Source organism: Treponema sp. OMZ 305, from assembly GCF_024181325.1.
In the GTDB taxonomy this organism is placed as follows: domain Bacteria; phylum Spirochaetota; class Spirochaetia; order Treponematales; family Treponemataceae; genus Treponema.
This window is the reverse complement of the sequence record NZ_CP051300.1, coordinates 302758-319834: the sequence shown is the minus strand read 5'-3', so window position 1 is coordinate 319834 and position 17077 is coordinate 302758. Positions and strand designations below refer to the sequence as shown.

Annotated in this window: 19 protein-coding genes and 1 tRNA gene; 14 read left to right on the top strand and 6 right to left on the bottom strand. The window is 38.1% G+C overall.

Annotation, left to right across the window (positions count from 1 at the left end):
* Window positions 1–18: 18 nt before the first annotated feature.
* Window positions 19–2784, bottom strand: coding sequence for a DNA methyltransferase (locus tag ABK01_RS01465; protein ID WP_253675961.1), 2766 nt, complete (start codon window positions 2782–2784; stop codon window positions 19–21).
* Window positions 2785–2974: 190 nt separating this feature from the next.
* On the opposite strand from ABK01_RS01465, the gene ABK01_RS01460 reads away from it, so the two are divergent.
* The 6 genes from ABK01_RS01460 to ABK01_RS01435 all read left to right on the top strand — a co-directional run bounded on the left by ABK01_RS01460 (window position 2975) and on the right by ABK01_RS01435 (window position 7633).
* Window positions 2975–3883 (top strand): helix-turn-helix transcriptional regulator, encoded by a 909-nt coding sequence (locus ABK01_RS01460; protein WP_253675960.1) that lies wholly within the window; start codon window positions 2975–2977, stop codon window positions 3881–3883.
* Window positions 3884–3967: 84 nt separating this feature from the next.
* Window positions 3968–4480 (top strand): ClbS/DfsB family four-helix bundle protein, encoded by a 513-nt coding sequence (locus ABK01_RS01455; protein ID WP_253675959.1) that lies wholly within the window; start codon window positions 3968–3970, stop codon window positions 4478–4480.
* Between the two features lie 240 nt (window positions 4481–4720).
* On the top strand, window positions 4721–4981 hold the full coding sequence (locus ABK01_RS01450; protein ID WP_253675958.1) for a type II toxin-antitoxin system Phd/YefM family antitoxin: 261 nt from the start codon (window positions 4721–4723) through the stop codon (window positions 4979–4981).
* Window positions 4982–5156: 175 nt separating this feature from the next.
* A complete protein-coding gene (locus ABK01_RS01445) occupies window positions 5157–6032 on the top strand; it encodes an SPL family radical SAM protein (RefSeq protein WP_253675957.1) in 876 nt (291 codons plus the stop codon).
* 215 nt (window positions 6033–6247) lie between these two features.
* Window positions 6248–7183 carry a helix-turn-helix transcriptional regulator gene (locus ABK01_RS01440; RefSeq protein ID WP_253675956.1) on the top strand — a complete coding sequence of 312 codons (936 nt, stop codon included), beginning with the start codon at window positions 6248–6250 and terminating at the stop codon, window positions 7181–7183.
* A 36-nt stretch (window positions 7184–7219) separates the two neighbouring features.
* Complete coding sequence (locus ABK01_RS01435; protein WP_253675955.1) at window positions 7220–7633, top strand: DUF3784 domain-containing protein; 414 nt, start codon at window positions 7220–7222, stop codon at window positions 7631–7633.
* A 47-nt stretch (window positions 7634–7680) separates the two neighbouring features.
* Here ABK01_RS01435 and ABK01_RS01430 read toward each other — a convergent pair whose 3' ends face one another.
* A complete protein-coding gene (locus tag ABK01_RS01430; protein ID WP_253675954.1) occupies window positions 7681–8622 on the bottom strand; it encodes a hypothetical protein in 942 nt (313 codons plus the stop codon).
* A gap of 29 nt (window positions 8623–8651) precedes the next feature.
* Entirely contained in the window at window positions 8652–9218 is a 567-nt protein-coding gene (locus tag ABK01_RS01425; protein ID WP_253675953.1) for a hypothetical protein, read from the bottom strand.
* A gap of 179 nt (window positions 9219–9397) precedes the next feature.
* Between ABK01_RS01425 and ABK01_RS01420 the strand changes: the two genes are divergently transcribed.
* From ABK01_RS01420 to efp, 4 genes are all read left to right on the top strand, one after another.
* The gene (locus ABK01_RS01420) at window positions 9398–10186 is read left to right on the top strand and encodes an ABC transporter permease (RefSeq protein ID WP_253675952.1); all 789 of its coding nucleotides are present in this window, start codon (window positions 9398–9400) and stop codon (window positions 10184–10186) included.
* A complete protein-coding gene (locus tag ABK01_RS01415; RefSeq protein WP_253675951.1) occupies window positions 10167–11189 on the top strand; it encodes an ABC transporter ATP-binding protein in 1023 nt (340 codons plus the stop codon). Before ABK01_RS01420 ends, ABK01_RS01415 begins: the two co-directional genes overlap by 20 nt.
* Before the next feature lie 41 nt (window positions 11190–11230).
* Window positions 11231–12022, top strand: a complete 792-nt coding sequence (locus ABK01_RS01410; RefSeq protein ID WP_253675950.1) for an ABC transporter permease — start codon at window positions 11231–11233, stop codon at window positions 12020–12022.
* Window positions 12023–12274: 252 nt separating this feature from the next.
* Window positions 12275–12838 carry an elongation factor P gene (gene efp, locus ABK01_RS01405; RefSeq protein ID WP_162664678.1) on the top strand — a complete coding sequence of 188 codons (564 nt, stop codon included), beginning with the start codon at window positions 12275–12277 and terminating at the stop codon, window positions 12836–12838.
* 402 nt (window positions 12839–13240) lie between these two features.
* Here efp and ABK01_RS01400 read toward each other — a convergent pair whose 3' ends face one another.
* Window positions 13241–13642: a type II toxin-antitoxin system VapC family toxin gene (locus ABK01_RS01400; RefSeq protein ID WP_253675949.1), complete on the bottom strand. Its 402-nt coding sequence runs from the start codon at window positions 13640–13642 to the stop codon at window positions 13241–13243.
* Entirely contained in the window at window positions 13639–13842 is a 204-nt protein-coding gene (locus ABK01_RS01395; protein WP_253675948.1) for a type II toxin-antitoxin system VapB family antitoxin, read from the bottom strand. The genes ABK01_RS01400 and ABK01_RS01395 overlap by 4 nt, the downstream gene beginning before the upstream one ends.
* A 218-nt stretch (window positions 13843–14060) precedes the next feature.
* On the opposite strand from ABK01_RS01395, the gene ABK01_RS01390 reads away from it, so the two are divergent.
* From ABK01_RS01390 to ABK01_RS01375, 4 genes are all read left to right on the top strand, one after another.
* On the top strand, window positions 14061–14636 hold the full coding sequence (locus tag ABK01_RS01390) for a hypothetical protein (RefSeq protein WP_253675947.1): 576 nt from the start codon (window positions 14061–14063) through the stop codon (window positions 14634–14636).
* Between the two features lie 61 nt (window positions 14637–14697).
* Entirely contained in the window at window positions 14698–15552 is an 855-nt protein-coding gene (locus ABK01_RS01385) for a transposase (protein ID WP_253675946.1), read from the top strand.
* Window positions 15549–16307 (top strand): transposase, encoded by a 759-nt coding sequence (locus tag ABK01_RS01380; RefSeq protein WP_253675945.1) that lies wholly within the window; start codon window positions 15549–15551, stop codon window positions 16305–16307. The genes ABK01_RS01385 and ABK01_RS01380 overlap by 4 nt, the downstream gene beginning before the upstream one ends.
* A 222-nt stretch (window positions 16308–16529) precedes the next feature.
* A tRNA-Gly gene (locus ABK01_RS01375) sits at window positions 16530–16601 on the top strand.
* 10 nt (window positions 16602–16611) lie between these two features.
* Here the strand turns inward: ABK01_RS01375 and ABK01_RS01370 are convergent.
* A complete protein-coding gene (locus ABK01_RS01370; RefSeq protein ID WP_253675944.1) occupies window positions 16612–17076 on the bottom strand; it encodes a DciA family protein in 465 nt (154 codons plus the stop codon).
* Window position 17077 lies beyond the last annotated feature (1 nt).

Genomic DNA, 17077 nt, shown 5'->3' with positions numbered 1-17077 from the left:
TATATACCCTAAACACTTCTACCCCCGCCTCTGTTTCTTAGCACGTGAAGTCAACCCCTCCGTCTTCTTCCCATACAGCTCGAACAAAAAAGCCACACGGGCGGCATCATCGGGGAAGGCTGTTTTACGATAGAGTTTATCCACAGCGGAATCAAGGGCGGCGTGCGCCTTGGTGAGTACCGGCGGCATAGTATTGGGATCGTATAAGTCGGCAAGGGAGCTATCGGGAAACTGCGAGCGCGCGTCCAATACCGCTTGCGCCTTTTGCATAATAGCTGCCTTTTGTTCTTCCGAAACATCCGGCCACGGGAAGTTGTTATACACAATCTGTGCAGAATAGCGGTAATCGCTTTTGAGCCGCCCGCATACGGTACGCATCCACGCCATGTGTATTTGCGAAGTAAGCACCCCGAACTCGTATAGCGTTGCATTGGGAACGAGTAAGTTCGCATTGCTTGAAATATCAGAACTATTCATAAAACCAATCGGAATATATTTACGGCGTTCTGATGATGTACTCGGCACGAGGAGATAATGTCCCGACTCCGGCTGACGGATTTCTCCAAAGAGGGATGGCGTTTGCGCAAGTTTCCGTGTTGCTTCACGGCTGCTGCCTCCACGGTGTTCCCGCACCTTTTGTATTCGCGCTACAATGAGCGGACATTTTTTTAGATGCTGAGGTTCCGCATTCAAAAGCCAGAGACAATATCGTTTTTTATTATTGATAAACTCTTCCGCCCCCAAAAACGGACGGATATACCGTTTTGCTTCCGGTTCTTGTTGCAAAAAGGCTGCGTATTCATTTTCTTCTATAATGAGATTACCGCCATCGTTCGGCATACTGCCAAACACCATCGGATTAGTTTGTGTATCAAGTACCGAACTTCTACTATCAATAAACACATTTTGTGCATCAGCTAAATAAGCATTTATCCGCTTGACTGTTTGAGCTTTCGGCTCTCCTTTTATATCGTCATATAAAAAGAGTTGTTTTTCCGTTCGGTTCTGGAGAGAAAAGCCGACAATAATGCAGTACACTGCCGCATTGCCCCGCGCTTCATTCGACCACTTGAAGGTCTGGTGTGCAAAATTAATATGCACCCCGCGCGCAAAAAGATTTGGCCACAAAATCGGTACCTGCTGTCCCTGACAAATAGAATTGGTAGAAACAAAGGCGCATTCAATCTGCGTTCCTTGAATATACTCCGCAACCTTTTTATACCAGCCCGTAACGTAGTCAAGATTCCCCGCATTCTTTACCCCGCTAAAAAGCATTGCAAGCTCCGCAGACTGTTCTTTCTCCATCACCCGCGCACCTAAAAACGGCGGATTGCCGAGAATATACGAAAGGTTATGTTTTGGTACGATGGTCTCCCAATCAAGCGCAAGCGCATTGCCCTGTACAATCGACGCGGAATTAACCAACGGAATACGCGCAAAGTATTGACCGAAGCGGCTGCCTACCAGTCTATTCATTTGATGATCCATCAGCCACAGCGCCGTTTGTGCAATCTGAGCGGGAAACTCTTCAAGCTCTATGCCGTAAAACTGATTAACATTTACCTTGATATATTCGCCGACATCAAGCAGCTGCTGATCTGTGCTTTTCAATTCTTCAATAATCGCAAGTTCCAAAAGACGCAGCTCTCGGTATGCAATAACCAAAAAATTCCCGCAGCCGCAGGCGGGATCAAGAAAGGTTAAATGTGCAATTTTATCATGCAGCGCGTTCAAGTTTGTTACGCGGGCTTCGGAGGTGTACTGTTTGTATTTATCAAATTCCGTCCACAGAGAATCTAAAAAGAGCGGATGAATGAGTTTTAAGATATTTGTTTCGCTGGTATAATGCGCTCCCAAAGCGTGCCGTTCTTCCGGCTTCATCACACTCTGAAACATCGCACCGAAAATTGCCGGAGAAATACCGCTCCAGTCCAGTGCACAGCATTCAATCAGTTTTTCCCGCATTGCACAGTTAAAATCCGCAGTTGGAAGCAGCTCCTTAAAAAGCCCGCCGTTGATATACGGAAAACGCGCCAGCTGCTCATCAAGTGTTCTAAGCCGCTTTTCTTTCGGCGTATTGAGCACTTCAAAAATCTTTTGAATGTGCATCGCTAAATCGCTGCCGTCAAGATTCGTCCGCTGCAAAATATATTTAATAAAGTGATCGTGCTCAAAAATACCGGTGTCATCAGCAAACAAACAAAATAACAGACGAACCAAATACAACTCCAGCTGATGTCCGGTATAACCGATTTCTTTTAAGGTATCGTGTAATTCTCCCATCTTTTCCGCTGCTTCGATATTGACCGCATCCTGTTTTTTATATTCAACATCCTTGTAACCTGCAAGAAAGAGAAACAGCTCAATATACTCCGCCAGTTCATCAATTGTAAAAGAGGTGAGCTCCGCATTTTTTTCTAAATGATAGTAGTCGAAATGAACAAAATCGCAAATCAAAATGCCCTTCGGCATATCGGCATTCTGCAGCGCATTGGCGTAGGCTTTTGCCTGTTCAAAGGCTTTTTTTCGGTCTTTGCCGGGAGACTTCATTTCGATGAGAATGTAACTCTTCCAAAAAAGATCGATATATCCATTTGAACCGTCTAACAGTTTAACTTTGTGCTCAAACACGGCAATTTTATTGCGTGGCACACCGAAAATTGCAAAAAACTCGTTTTCAAAGGTTTGCGCATCCGCTTCTTCCCGCGCAGTTGCCGCTTTATCTTTCCAGTTCAGTACAAACTGCTGCGCTCGTATCTTAATTTCGTTTAATGATAATGCCATATAATCAGTATGTCCAATGTCTATACCGATTGTCAAGCAAGAGGGTATCTCTAAAAAACTGTAAGCTTTTAGCAGTGCGAAGGTACTATAGATTGGTGATTTTAACCTCTATTATCAGCGCTGCAACTGCTATAATTTTAATTGTCCTTTATAGGAACCCGTCTGCTTTTTATGCTATACTTTTATCGTTATGCGTTCCGAACGGCTTTTTGAAATCGTCTTTATTCTTCTCAATAAAAAACGAACGACGGCGCAGGAGCTTGCGAAAAAATTTGCTGTATCGATTCGTACCGTGTATCGTGATATTGATATTTTAAGCTGTGCCGGTATTCCGGTGTATACGGTGCAGGGAACAGGCGGCGGAATTTTTATTGACGAAACATACACCATCAATAAATCGATTGTAACACAAGAAGAGCAAGATAAAATTCTGCTCGCCCTGCAATGTTTATCGCCTGTTGACGAGATACATACCGAATCGATTTTAAACCGATTGTCTGCTGTCTTTCAGCGTCATGCCAATTGGGTTAAGGTTGATTATTCTCGCTGGGAAAACAAAAACGACACGTCCATTTTCGATACGGTTAAACAAGCCATCTTGGAATGCCGTGCGCTCCGCATTGAATATCTCAGTTCCTATGGAGAAAAAACTGAGCGTACGATTTATCCGCTTCGCCTTTTGTTTAAATCCAAGACGTGGTACGTTGAAAGTTTGTGTACCGACAAAAATGCTTACCGGCTTTTCCGGTTAAACCGTATGGTTTCCGTTATGCAGACAGTAAGCACATTTAAGCGTACGGAATTGCTCAACAAGCTACCTGACCGTACAGAGTATTCCGATGCTCTGACGCTTACGAACATAAAATTAAAATGCACCGCCGGAATCGCTTATCGGTTTTATGATGAATTTCCTCCCGATCTTATCACAAAAAATATGGACGGCTCGTACACGCTTTCGGTATGCCTTCCGATCGATCATTGGCTGTACGGATTTATTTTGTCGCTCGGTACCGAGGTAGAAATTCTTGAACCGGAAACTCTAAAACAAGGAATAATCGATTTTGCTGAAAAAATAGCGGCGCACCATAAAAAAGTTTAAATGTTTTTTCAAACCTGACATACCGTGTCAGCTTTCTATGGTACAATAGGGCATCTTACTATCCTAAAGGAGTCACAATAACCTATGCCAAGACCTACCAGCAAATCCGATTTAATCCAAGCCGCAAATGACCAGTTCGCAAAACTGTGGACGCTAATCGGTGAAATGTCTGACGAAGAAAAGAGCGCCGATATTGTTCCGAACGAACGCGATAAAAACGTACGGGATGTTTTAGTTCATCTATATGAGTGGCACTGTCTTTTGCTGAATTGGATACAGACAAACACAAATGGGAAACCTGCGCCTTTTTTGCCGGCGCCCTATAATTGGAAAACCTATCCCCAGATGAATGTTGCTTTTTGGGAAAAACATCAAAACACATCATATACCGATGCAGAAGCAATGCTCAAAAAAACGCATAAAGAGGTGATGGCGATTATCGAAACATTTTCCAACGAAGACCTTTTTTCCAAAGGCGCTTTCGATTGGACGGGAACAACGACGCTCGGCAGCTACTGCGTGTCTGCAACTTCGAGTCACTATGATTGGGCAATTAAGGATATTAAAAAAGCCTTGAAAAAATATAGAACACGATAACAGCCATCTCTAGCAACTGCGGTTTTTAAAGGTTTCCAACACAAACACTGCCGAATTGCCTGTGTATAATCTTTCATAGACAACACGGCGTTATTCGTACGGAGGGTTTAATACCCCGACGCTCTGCGTCGTAACAAAGGGTATTAAAGCCGACTGTAACCACCTTATGAGAACAACATACCCCGACGCTTGCGTCGGGGTTGTTGATTATGGTATTATCATGCCATAGGGGGGATAGTTATGCCGCAAATAGTTCCGATACGTGATTTAAAGAATACTGCAAATATTTCCGCCTTGTGTCATGAAAGTAATGAACCTATTTTTATAACAAAAAACGGTTACGGTGATATGGTGATTATGAGTATGGAAACGTTTGAAAGAAACTCTTTTTTCGATCGTCTGTATGATAACCTGAATGCAGCGGAGCAGGATGTAAAAGAAGGCCGTGTTACCAATGTTGATGATGCAGTTGCGGAACTAAAATCCAAGTATGGTTTATAAAGTCAGAAAAAAAGATTGTACATATATTGCATATATTTTATGCAAAAAGAGATTATGCAAAATCGGTGTAAAACAAAGCCTTGAAAAAATATCGAACACGATAACAGCCATTTCTAGCAACTGCGGTTTTTAGCAGTTGCCGACACAAACACTGCCGAATTTTCAGGAATAACAGATGCACTTTGTACAAGCAAAAGGAATTTTATCAGCGAAAAATGGGATGAACTTATACCGCGGTTGCACGCATGGGTGTATCTATTGCGACTCGCGCAGTGAGTGTTATCATATAACCCACAGCTTTGAAGATATAGAAATAAAAGAAAATGCAATAGAGCTGCTCGACGATGCCTTGCAGCGGAAGCGTAATAAGTGCATGATTGGTACCGGGTCTATGACCGATCCATATATGCCGCTGGAAGAAAAACTCGGTATGACGCGGAAAGCGATAGAGACTGTCTACCGCTACGGTTTCGGTTTTACTGTAATAACAAAATCGCCGCTCATATTGCGCGACCTCGAACTTTTACAGGCGGTAAACACCAAAGCAAAATGCGTTGTACAAATGACACTGACCACCTCTGACGATAGCTTGTGCAAAATACTTGAGCCGAATGTTGCCGTTACCAGTGAACGCTTTACCGTGCTTAAAACGCTACGCGACGCAGGTATACCCACCGTTGTGTGGCTTACGCCTATTCTTCCCTTCATCAATGATACGGTGGAAAATCTTGAAGGTATTTTACAGTATTGTATCGAAGCAAAAGTACGCGGCATCATCTGTTTCGGCATGGGCTTAACGCTCAGAGACGGCAACCGCGAATATTTTTATAAAAAACTTGATGCAGCGTTTCCGGGCTTAAAAGAACAATATATCCAGCGTTACGGTACTCGCTATTCCGTTATAAGTCCGCACAATACACGCCTAATGAATATCTTCCATGCGCGGTGCAAAGAAAACGGGATAGAAACCAACCCTGATGTCATATTTGCGTATTTAAGCGCTTTTGATAAAATCCCCGGAAAGACGAATGCGCAGTTGGAATTATTTTGATATAATGGCAGCCAATACGTAAACGAATCAAATCCATTAGGAGCAGATTATGAATGAAAATGAAACGCACGCTGTTACCGAGCGCGGGATATTTTTTGTGCAAAAAAAGTTGTGATTGTAACGCAGCAATATCGTTTATGACATCGTAACGCATAGTCTGATTTTTTACCTTGACCGATATATGCTTTTGTTATATACAATTAAGTATTCACCCTATGAAACTTGAACGGCTCCTTGAAATAATTATCTATTTATTAAATCATGAAAAAGTCTCTGCAAAATACTTAGCCGAGTATTTTAATGTATCGGTGAGGACTATTCAGCGCGATATGGCGAGTATCGCTGAAGCCGGTATACCGGTGTATACATTAGGCGGAAGGTATGGCGGTTATGCCGTTTTAGAACATTATAAAATAAAGAACCTCACCGTCAAAAACAGCGAACAGCAAATCATTGTCAATGCGTTGGAAAGCCTTGCAACGTCATACACAAACGAGAGCTTAAACTCTTTAATCAAAAAATACAATGCAATTATCGAAAAAGGAGACGGGCAAAAAGTCTTTTGGGATTTTAGCGTTACAAAAGAAAATAAAAAAGTACAAGATTTCAATCTGCTGTTGGAAAAAGCTATAAGCGATAAAAAATATATCGTATTCGATTACCGTAATTCAGAAGGAAAAAGTTCGCATATTTGTGCGGAACCGCTTGCCATTCATTACAAATGGTATGCGTGGTATTTGTTTACATACCTTAAAGAAACAAAAGAGTATCGAACTTTTAAAGTTGCACGGATTCAAACGCTTGCCATCTCAAAAGAAACTGCCGCTGCAAATCACGGCGATATACAGCAGAGGATGAGAGAAGCCGAACTTGCGTATTACAAGACCTGCATTGATATAGAAATCGTTTTTTCCGAAACGGAAATTCCACTCATCGAAGAGTATTTTCCCGACTCCGTTATCGAAATGCTGCCGTCTCAAAAATATAAAACCCATATCCGTGTTCCTGCAAAAGAACGGTTGTGGAAGGCCTTACTCCTCAGCTTCGGGAATGCAGTTACCGTCGTATCTCCTAAAGATTATCAAGCGGAACTTGTAAAAACAGCAAAAAGTTTTTTAGCTAATTATGATAATGCTCGATTTTGCTTATGAAATGAATGAACACACTAGAGTGTTCGGAGGTGCTTTATGTTATATATTATTTTAGTATTAATGTTCCTTTCATTCGCCGGCGGCGGTATTATAATTAGAGAATTAAAAGCATATGACTTAATAGCAGGGTACAATACTATGCCGGATGAAGAAAAGGCACAATATGATATTGAATCGGTCGCAAATCAGTTAGGTATACTATTATATTTTTTTGCGTTATTAGCTGCAATTGTAATGATATTGTTTTATTTTGCTCACCTTTCTTTACCAATGAAAGAGTTAATAATGTTTGGCTATGTGGCAATTATTTTGTTTATACTAGGTATAGCTATGTTGGTATTTAATAAAAAAAATATTCGTAAAATTCTTCCGGTTTTCATTATTTACAATGTTGTTATGATAGCATCATTAATACCGGCTTTCTTAAAGCTGGTAAAAAAACTTTTGTAAAAAAATGTAATTTTTTTATCCAATTACGACAGATAGCGGTTCCTTTTTTATTCCATCGCTCCGACAAGATAAAGATATTGAATTGGCAGCCCATATATTTCAGCCTCTTCAATATTTTCAACCTTGGGAAAATAGGTGTAGGTACGCCCGTCGATAAGTTCAATAATAATCATAAAGTCAGGCTCGCTATCGGGTGCATTAGGATTTAAGCTGTAGGTTGCCTTTTTTATATCTTCCAGCCTATTCGGTGCAATGTAGCCAATGTTTTCAGTTTGGCCTGCAATAAGTTTACAAATGAATTGTTCAGTCCGTCCTTGAAGCATATCCATACATTGGAATGCGATATATTCAGGTTTAATATACTGTAAACAAGAAGCCGCATCATGGGCATTAAGAGCTTTTACAAAACCGCTCAATAATATACTGTAAACATCTGCTTCATCATCGGTTTCTTTTAGCACATAGTCGCTGATGCGGACAAATTTTTCATTTTTCCACTTAAAAATCATACAATCAAGTTGGTTTATCATTACCGCAAGCGAAGTGTTGTCCCGCAGCGGATAAAAACGTATCAAATCATTCATACCTTGAAATGCAGGGCTTTTTTTGATCTGTTCTTTTACTGTTTTTATGCCGAAATCGTTCGTTTCGGAAATTTTGCCTTTATTGTAAAGATAAAAGACTCCAGAGCCGGCACCGTCGTAACTTACCAAAATAAGTTTTTTACCGCCTTTTACATCCCAATAACACATTTCAAAACCGTATTTGCTTTTAAGGCTCAAATACCGGTTTTTCTCATCGCAGACCTCAATGTACGAATCCCTGTTTGCCGTATCCAAGTTAAAATTATCAAAAACAGGCTTTAATGCTTTTTCAGGTAAGAGTTTAAAGAGCGTTTTGATCGTTACAGGTTCCTCTGCAAAAAGAGCGGAAGCTCCTGCAGTTAAAACGGCAAGAGTGAAAATAATCGATATAATTTTTCTATTCATATTGTGTTAACTCCATATTGCAAGCCTGATTACTCGGCTTTTTTGTAACGGGTCGTAACAAATGTCAATAGACCGTTTTCGATAACACATTTTTCCCAATTAGGTTTTTGGCCTTGACCGTCAAAAAAATCAACCGTTCCGATTTGTACCCATAACTCACCGTTCCTGTCTTCCCAAGGCTGAGGTTTACCAAGCATCATCATACCATGACGGAGCGTGATTACCCCCGCTTCGACGGCTTTATCAATTTTTTCTTGAGGTACATTATCAGGAATCGACATAAGCATATAAATCATACCGTCTTTACAAATTTCCAACACAGAGTTTATCCTAGTCTTTCTCTCGCGTCGTTCTTCTTCGACTGCAGCTGTATTATTTTTATCGATGAAATCAGGCAACGTGTTTAGATACTCCTCGGCATTAAGGAACGTAGTTCTGTCGCTTTCATCCATACTCATAATTGAATGAAATACCCATTTTCCTACATAGGACATAGAATTCTCCTTATTTTTTTCTGCAAAAAGCAGAGAATTAAAGCCCGTAAAAAGTGCAATACTTAGCATAATCAATGTGATGTTCTTTTTCATATTAAACATAGTTTTTCTCCGTAATATCTTATGTTTATTATAACACACTTTGCAGTATTCTCCATAACAGAAATTTCCCTTACTGAAGAATTTCTCAAAAGGTTTTATCCAATTACGACATATAGCTGTCGCTGTTCCGTGATAGTGTCCGTTATAACTTATTTTAGGCGGATAGGATACACTGTTTGATGAAAAGATATCTTCTACTATTAAAAGCCTATTTTAAAGGTTCCCTTATGAATCTACTGGAATATAAGTTTGATTTTATAAGCGGCGGCACCTTTGAGCTTGTATGGCTTTTTATGTATATCATTTTTATAGACACGATTTTTATTCATACCAACACGATAAACGGGTGGGATAAATATCAAATGCTGATGTTGACTTTTCAGGGCGGATTGACGGATTCTGTATTTACTTTTGCGATAGTACCGGGATTAAAAAGACTGCCCGAAATGATCAATACCGGCACCTTGGATTTTATATTATTAAAACCGTTAAATCCGCGCTTTAATATTTCATGTCATGCATTCGATATTCCGCAAATAAAAAACATCGCCATCAACACTATTGGTTTGATATATTGTCTTATACAATTAAATATCCCTATCACACCGTTAAAAGGAGTGATGTATATTCTGCTTTCACTGAATGGTCTTTTTTTAATTTATTCGATTATGTTTATATTGATGAGCCTTGCTTTTTGGTTTATGCGGATGGATATTGTTATGGGGATAGGCTCGGAATTAATTACTATTGGAAATAAACCGATGCAGATATATCCGAAAGTGATTCAAAAAATTCTAACCTTTGTTATTCCCTTGTTTGTTTGCTTTAATTTCCCTGTTTTGTTCATCGTTAAACAATTATCTGTGCGCGCTATTTTCTATGCTTTTATCTTAAATGTACTATTTTTGTTATTATCAAATTTTATTTTTAAAAAAGGAGTAAAGCGTTATGTCGGATCATGTAGTTAGAAGCGAAAAGATTATTGTTGCAGAAAATATTTGCAAAAGTTATACGTATTATAAAAAAGAGGCAGGGCTGAAAGGCAGTATAAAAAACTTGTTTAAACGTGAAAAATTGTATAAGCCTGCGGTAAAAAATCTTTCTTTTCAAATTAATCATGGCTCGATAACGGGGTTAATCGGTTTAAACGGCGCGGGAAAAACGACGACCCTCAAAATGCTATCCGGTTTAATACTTCCGACGACAGGAAATCTAAATGTCTTGCATTATAATCCCTTTGAAAAGAAAAAAGAGTACCTGCGACAAATTTCGATGGTGATGGGGAACAAGAGCCAACTTTGGTGGGATCTGCCTGCCGTTGATTCTTTTGAGCTCAATAAAACGATTTATGAAGTTGAAGGTGCCGAATACAAAAAAACGCTGCATACGATGATTGAAATACTCGGGGTCAAGAAACAGGTGAATGTTCAGGTGAGGCGGCTGTCTTTGGGAGAACGGATGAAGATGGAATTAATAGCTGCGCTAATTCATAAGCCGAAACTTATTTTTCTTGATGAACCTACGATAGGGCTCGATGTCATTACGCAATACAATATACGGGATTTTTTAAAACACTATTGCAGTACGTATCATGCGACGCTTATATTAACAAGTCATAATTTTAACGATATTGTTTCTCTTTGCAGTGAATTGATTTTGATAAATAACGGAGAAAAGATATACTCGGATTCTTTTATTAATTTTAAAAACACCTTTCTCAATCAAAAATATTTTATCCTCAAATTAAAATTTCCGGCAGCTGAAAAAATAATAACTATGCTTCAACAAAAAGGAGTCGGCACTGCAGAAAAAACAGCTGACGATACGGTAAAAATTTCTGCGGATTCAACTGAAAGTTTAGATATACTAAAAAATATTTCCAATGAGTTTATTGAAGATTTAAGCGATATTACTATTGAAAATATATCCATGGAAGACGTTATCAGAAAATTGTACAAAGCAGATGAGTGATTTTTTAAGACACTATTTTTAATTCACTATAGGAAAAGATTATGAATACCTATTATAAAATTTTTAAGATAAGCTTAGCAAATCAATTGGAATACCGTGCTAATTTTATTTCAGGATTTTTGTTTTCGCTCGTTCCTTTTACCGTTAATGTCTTATTGTGGCTTGCCGTTACTGCTCAGAGCAGCACCATTCCTCTTGAAGCAAGCGGAATAGTGTCGTATTACTTTTTAACGTTGATTACATACAATATTACTTCGACGACTTCCGTATTCAAAATTTCAGATGATATAAGACTCGGTTCTCTCAATCAGTATCTGATAAAACCGTATAACTATACATTGTATCAACTTGCCGTCGATTTACCGTATCGTTTTGTTTTTATTGTTATGAATGCCCTTCCAATTGCGGTTTTATATTTTGTGCTAAAAAGATATTTTGTGTTTACGATATCTGCAAGGAAGATTGTATTTTTTACAGCTTTTTTGGCCGCAGGTTATCTTATCAATTTTTTAATTGATTTTTTGATAGCGCTCTATAGTTTTTATTTTTCTCGAGTTTCCTCGCTGTATACGTCGATACGGGTATTTAAAAATATTTCCGCCGGTATTATTTTCCCGCTCGTCCTTTTACCAAAATCCGTATTTACCTTTTTAAAAAACCTCCCCTTTGCCTTTATCTCGCATATTCCTGTAAGTCTTTTACTTGATGATATGCCGATGCATACTGCTCTTTTTTCTTTATGCAAAGCATTCGGCTGGATAACAATCCTTAGTATATCGTGTAGAACGGTGTGGAAAAAAGGAATGAAAGTCTATTCTGCCTATGGAGGATAGTTTTTCCGATTTTCTTTTTATCAAGAAAATACCTAACTTGTATAAGTTAAAAAAAACTGATATTATTTTATATTCGGTATATTCAAAAAGATTATTTGTGAAACAAGCCTGTTTATTAAATAAATCATTATACAATAATGATTTATAAAATTTACAGATAGTTCGGAAAAGAAAATCCTTTTAAATTATCACTTTTTGAACTTCCCTTCACACAGATTTTGAAATACCAATCTATGTTATATGAGGTGAAATATGATTAGAGGCGGCGATATTGCAAAAGGCACGGTATTATTACACAAAGGTAGTCCGTATTTGGTAGTCGAACGGGAATTTGTAAACCCCGGAAAGGGAGCTGCATTTGCTCGTGTTAAAATGAAGAATTTAAAAGACGGGGCTGTTTTAACCCAAACAATCAAAACGGCAGACACTGTAGAAGACGCAACAGTGGATACACACAAAGGACAATATCAATACGAAGATGGCGAAAGCTATCTCTTTATGGATACGGAAAGCTATGATCAGATTTCAGTTCCTTCAGATATTATCAACGATAAAAAATACTATCTACGGGAAGGTGATGAATACGAAATCCTTATTTGGGAAGGCAACCCTATCGATGTAAAAATACCTGCAAAAATGGTATTTGAAGTTGCAGAAAGCGAAAACTATGTAAAGGGTGATACCGTTTCAGGAGCAACAAAGCCCATTACTACCGAAACAGGGCTTGTAGTTCGTGTTCCACTCTTTATTAAGCAAGGTGAAAAGATATTGGTCAACACCGAATCGAATGAATATCAAGAGCGTATTAATTCATAGTTACTTTCAAGAACTTTAAGTTTAGCTGAAATCTTAACAAAAAGCCCTTCACATATTTGAGGGGCTTTTTCTTTTTACAGAAAATTTATTCGTGCGCGAGGATTTAATACACTGACGCGAGCATTGGGGTTGTTGGTTATTCCCTGATGTCTTACGCCAAGGTTATTGATTTATACTATATATTTAATCGCTTTTAAAAATGCTTTTCTTGAATGTTTCACGTGAAACATTTTATACAGAATTGAAAGAAAGCAGCTGTTGGGAACCTCTAAAAACTTCAGTTTTTAGAGGTTTACCATAGACTTAATTTGCGATGTTTTGATTTAAGTCATTCAATTACAAAGACTTAAATCAAAACTCGTCGGGCATCTCTAAAAATCTAACCGAGTTTTTAGAGATGCCCTATTCATATAATTTTAATTCTTTTATTACTTTTGCCATATTTATAAAATCATTATCATCATGCAGTAAATATAAATCATTTTCTATTGCTGTTTCTGCTATTAACAAATCTATCGTACTTCTAATGGTAATGCATTTTTCTCTACACCTAATATTTATCAGTACAGCTTGTTCATAAGATTCTTTACCGTATTTTAAATGATATAACGGAATTGTTTCAAAATACTCTTTTAAAATATTATATTCTTTGTCTGTTTTCGCTCCTTGTAAAATTTCTTGATAAATAAATGTATTAATTCCATACGGCAACCTTTTATCAAGAATATATTCAAATTGTTCAACAGCTTCAGTTTTTTGATCTTTCAAATAATTAATAATAACAGAGGTATCAACTAAAATCATTTTCCGATCCGCATTTCTTTATAATTATAATTTTCATAAAAAGCTATTTTACCTTTTAAATCTCTAATATCTTTTACTTTTCGATTTTGAATATATTCTTGTAATGCAGTTTCAACTAATTCTTTTTTTGTATGAATATTTGCAGAATATTTAAAAGCTTCGGCTACAAGCGCATCATTTAATACGATATTTGTTCTCATATATACACCGCACAATACACATAGTAATACACATATATTCTTTTGTCAAATTAATGCTTCAATATTTTTTAGCATAGTTTCCTGAGATTTAATTATAAAAGCAATAACATAAGTCATTATTGTAAAAATATTTATCTTGATAATTTTTGAAAATTTTTTTTACTTGACATTTCGATAAAGAGAAGATAATCTAAAAAAAATATATTCTAGGAGGATATATGAAAAAAATATTTTTTGTAGTGATGTTTGCACTTTTAGCAAGTTCACTGACCTTTGCAGCAGCAAAGGATACTAGCAAAAAAGGTGCCAGCGGCGGTAATGGAAATGGAGGAATAGACAAAATAGGTGGTTGGGTTGGACTACCTTTCATGGGTTTAACCTATTCCCATGAATTTAATGACCTCATTGAATTTGATCTATTAGCAGGTTCGACAGGTATTCCATTTTATGCACGTAGATTAAATATTCGCGGTGGAGTCCTTTTTACAGTATGGGAACCAGTTATAAATGGCCAAAAATGTCCTCTTACTATAGGACCTGCACTTGAATTGAGCAGTTTTTTTTCACTTTTTATACCAAGTTCTTTTGACATATCAGTTCTTTGTCCCATCCGTTGGGAGGTTAATTTTGAAAATATCCCTGCATTTAATTTATTTATTGAAGTAGCACCACGTCTTGGTGTGAATTTTGGTACATACAATATTGGATACATACCTGTAAGTGAGACAACAAGTATTCATGTAATGCCGCAATTCGGTATTGGTTTAAGATACCGTATTCCGGGTAAAAAATAAAAAACACTGTTAACCAACACGGGGCTGTCCCAAAAGTATAAAGACGTGATAAAATCAGGATATGAGTAGAGGAGTCAGTAGTAAAATAACGTTTAAGACGTATGATCAAAGTGAACGGTGGCTATTGCCCCCGAGCTTAGAAGAATTGGTGCCGGAGAATCATCTGGTAAGAGTAGTCAGCGCAACGGTGGATGAAATAGAACTGAAAGCCCTGTTTGAAGCCTACACAACGGGAGGGGGAGCAAGCCGCTACCATCCGCAGATGCTGTTAAAAGTATTGATCTACTGCTATCTGACCGGCACCTATTCGTCGCGGCAGATTGCGAAACAATGCCGAGAAAATGTAAACGTAATGTGGCTGGCAGCAAACCAAAAACCTGACTTTAGAACAATCAATGCATTTCGAGGAGAAAGGCTGAAAAGTGTGATTGAAGAAGTATTTACCGCAACGGTAAAGCTTTTGTATGAAAAAGGCTATGTCAAACTAGAGAAGTATTTTGTGGACGGAACAAAGATAGAAAGTGCGGCGAACAAATATACATTTGTATGGAAAGGGTCGGTAGAAAAGTACGAAAAGAAACTGGACGAAAAAATAAGGGAGCTGATAAAAGAAATAAATACGATAGCCGAACAAGAAAATGAGATATATGGCGATAAAGATTTAGAAGAGCTCGGAGAAGGAGCAGAGGTTACGAGTAAAGAGATCAAAGAAGTTGCGCAAAAGATAAACAACAAGCTTGAAGCGTTGGCAGAGAATAGTGAAACAAAAGCAAAAACGGTTAAAAAAAACTGGAGAAAGCAAAGAAAGCACTTGAGACAGAGCTGCTGCCGCGAAAAGAAAAATATGAAGCATACAACGCAACCTTTAATGGGAGAAACAGCTTTTCTAAAACCGACCATGATGCCACTTTTATGAGAATGAAAGAAGATGCGATGAAGAACGGGCAGTTAAAGCCCGGCTACAATGTACAAGTAGGCAATGAGAATACCTTTGCAATAGGCTATGATATATTTGCGGATGCTGCGGATATGAGAACCTTACCGGTTCATATTGATAATGTACAAAAACGGTTAGAGCATACCTTTGAAATGGTGATAGCAGATGCAGGGTATGGTAGTGAAGAAAACTATGAGTATCTTGAGAGAAATGGAAGTGTTGCATTAGTAAAATATGGAAGCTATCATCAACAGCGGAAGAAGAGTTTTAAGAAGAAGCTCTTTAATAGTGAAAATTGGGACTATGATAGTGAGCAAAAAGCATACACCTGTCCAGCCGGCAACAGAGTACCGTATGTGAAAACCGTGACGAAAGAAACGAAAAACGGGTATACCCATACTATTGATATCTATCAGTGCCATAGTTGTGAAGGTTGTCCGTTACGGGAAAAGTGTAGCAAAGCGAAAGAAGGGCGAACGGTACAGCGGAACGAGAAGTGGCTTGCCCAAAAGAAGCAAGTCAATGAGCGGCTTGATGATGATGAGAACAAGAAAATCATGAAACGCCGCTCGGTAGAATGCGAAACGGTCTTTGGACAAATAAAAGGGAACCAGCACTTCCGTCGCTTTTATTTACGCAGCACTGAAAAAGTAACAGTAGAGATCGCTCTGTTATTGCTTGGTTATAATATTAAGAACCTTATGCGCAAAGAACAGGAAAAGAAGGCGGCATAAGGGGGATAAATCGAGGGTTACCCCTAAAATAATCAAAAAAAACGAAAAATATGGTTAGTTCTGTGAAGCAGGGTCTATACAATCGGTAATAAAACAAAACTTTTAGGACAGCCCCGTGTTAAACTCTTTGCTTCTTTTATTGTCGCTATCATTTTTTCATTAAAATTATCAAATTGATATCTTGACGTACTATACTAACAGGTGATATTGTTTAAAAGTTCTGCGGATGTCGTATAACGGCTATTACCCGAGCTTCCCAAGCTCGTGACGGGGGTTCGACTCCCCTCATCCGCTGTTTTCTATTCTAATCTCTTTCGCTAATAGACATCCTCAATCTTTCAAATGCCTTTTGTACTTCTTGTGGTAATTCCGTTTTTATAGCATTATCAGTTTCTAGTGATATTTTTTGCTGTATTGAGAGTGCAGCAGTTTTTTCACTCGCCTTTTGCTTATCAGGAACTGTCCTATCGTTATTTTCAATATTTCCAAACTGATGAGAAGTCTCATAATACGATGAAACAATAACTGAAATATTTTTAACTTCCAGTTGAGGATATTTTTTTTGAAAGTTTCGCAAAATATATTTCTTGTTTAATAAAATCTGCTGACTCCAGCCGGGATGATCAACTTCAATAACCGCCGTTTGATGTTTAATATCAAGCAGCTTGGAATGGGCAGCTTGCTTCTCTCCGACAATAGAAGCCCATGACGAATATACTTCCAATACTTTTGATTGTTCAAAAAGCCCTACCTTATCAAGATAGCTCATA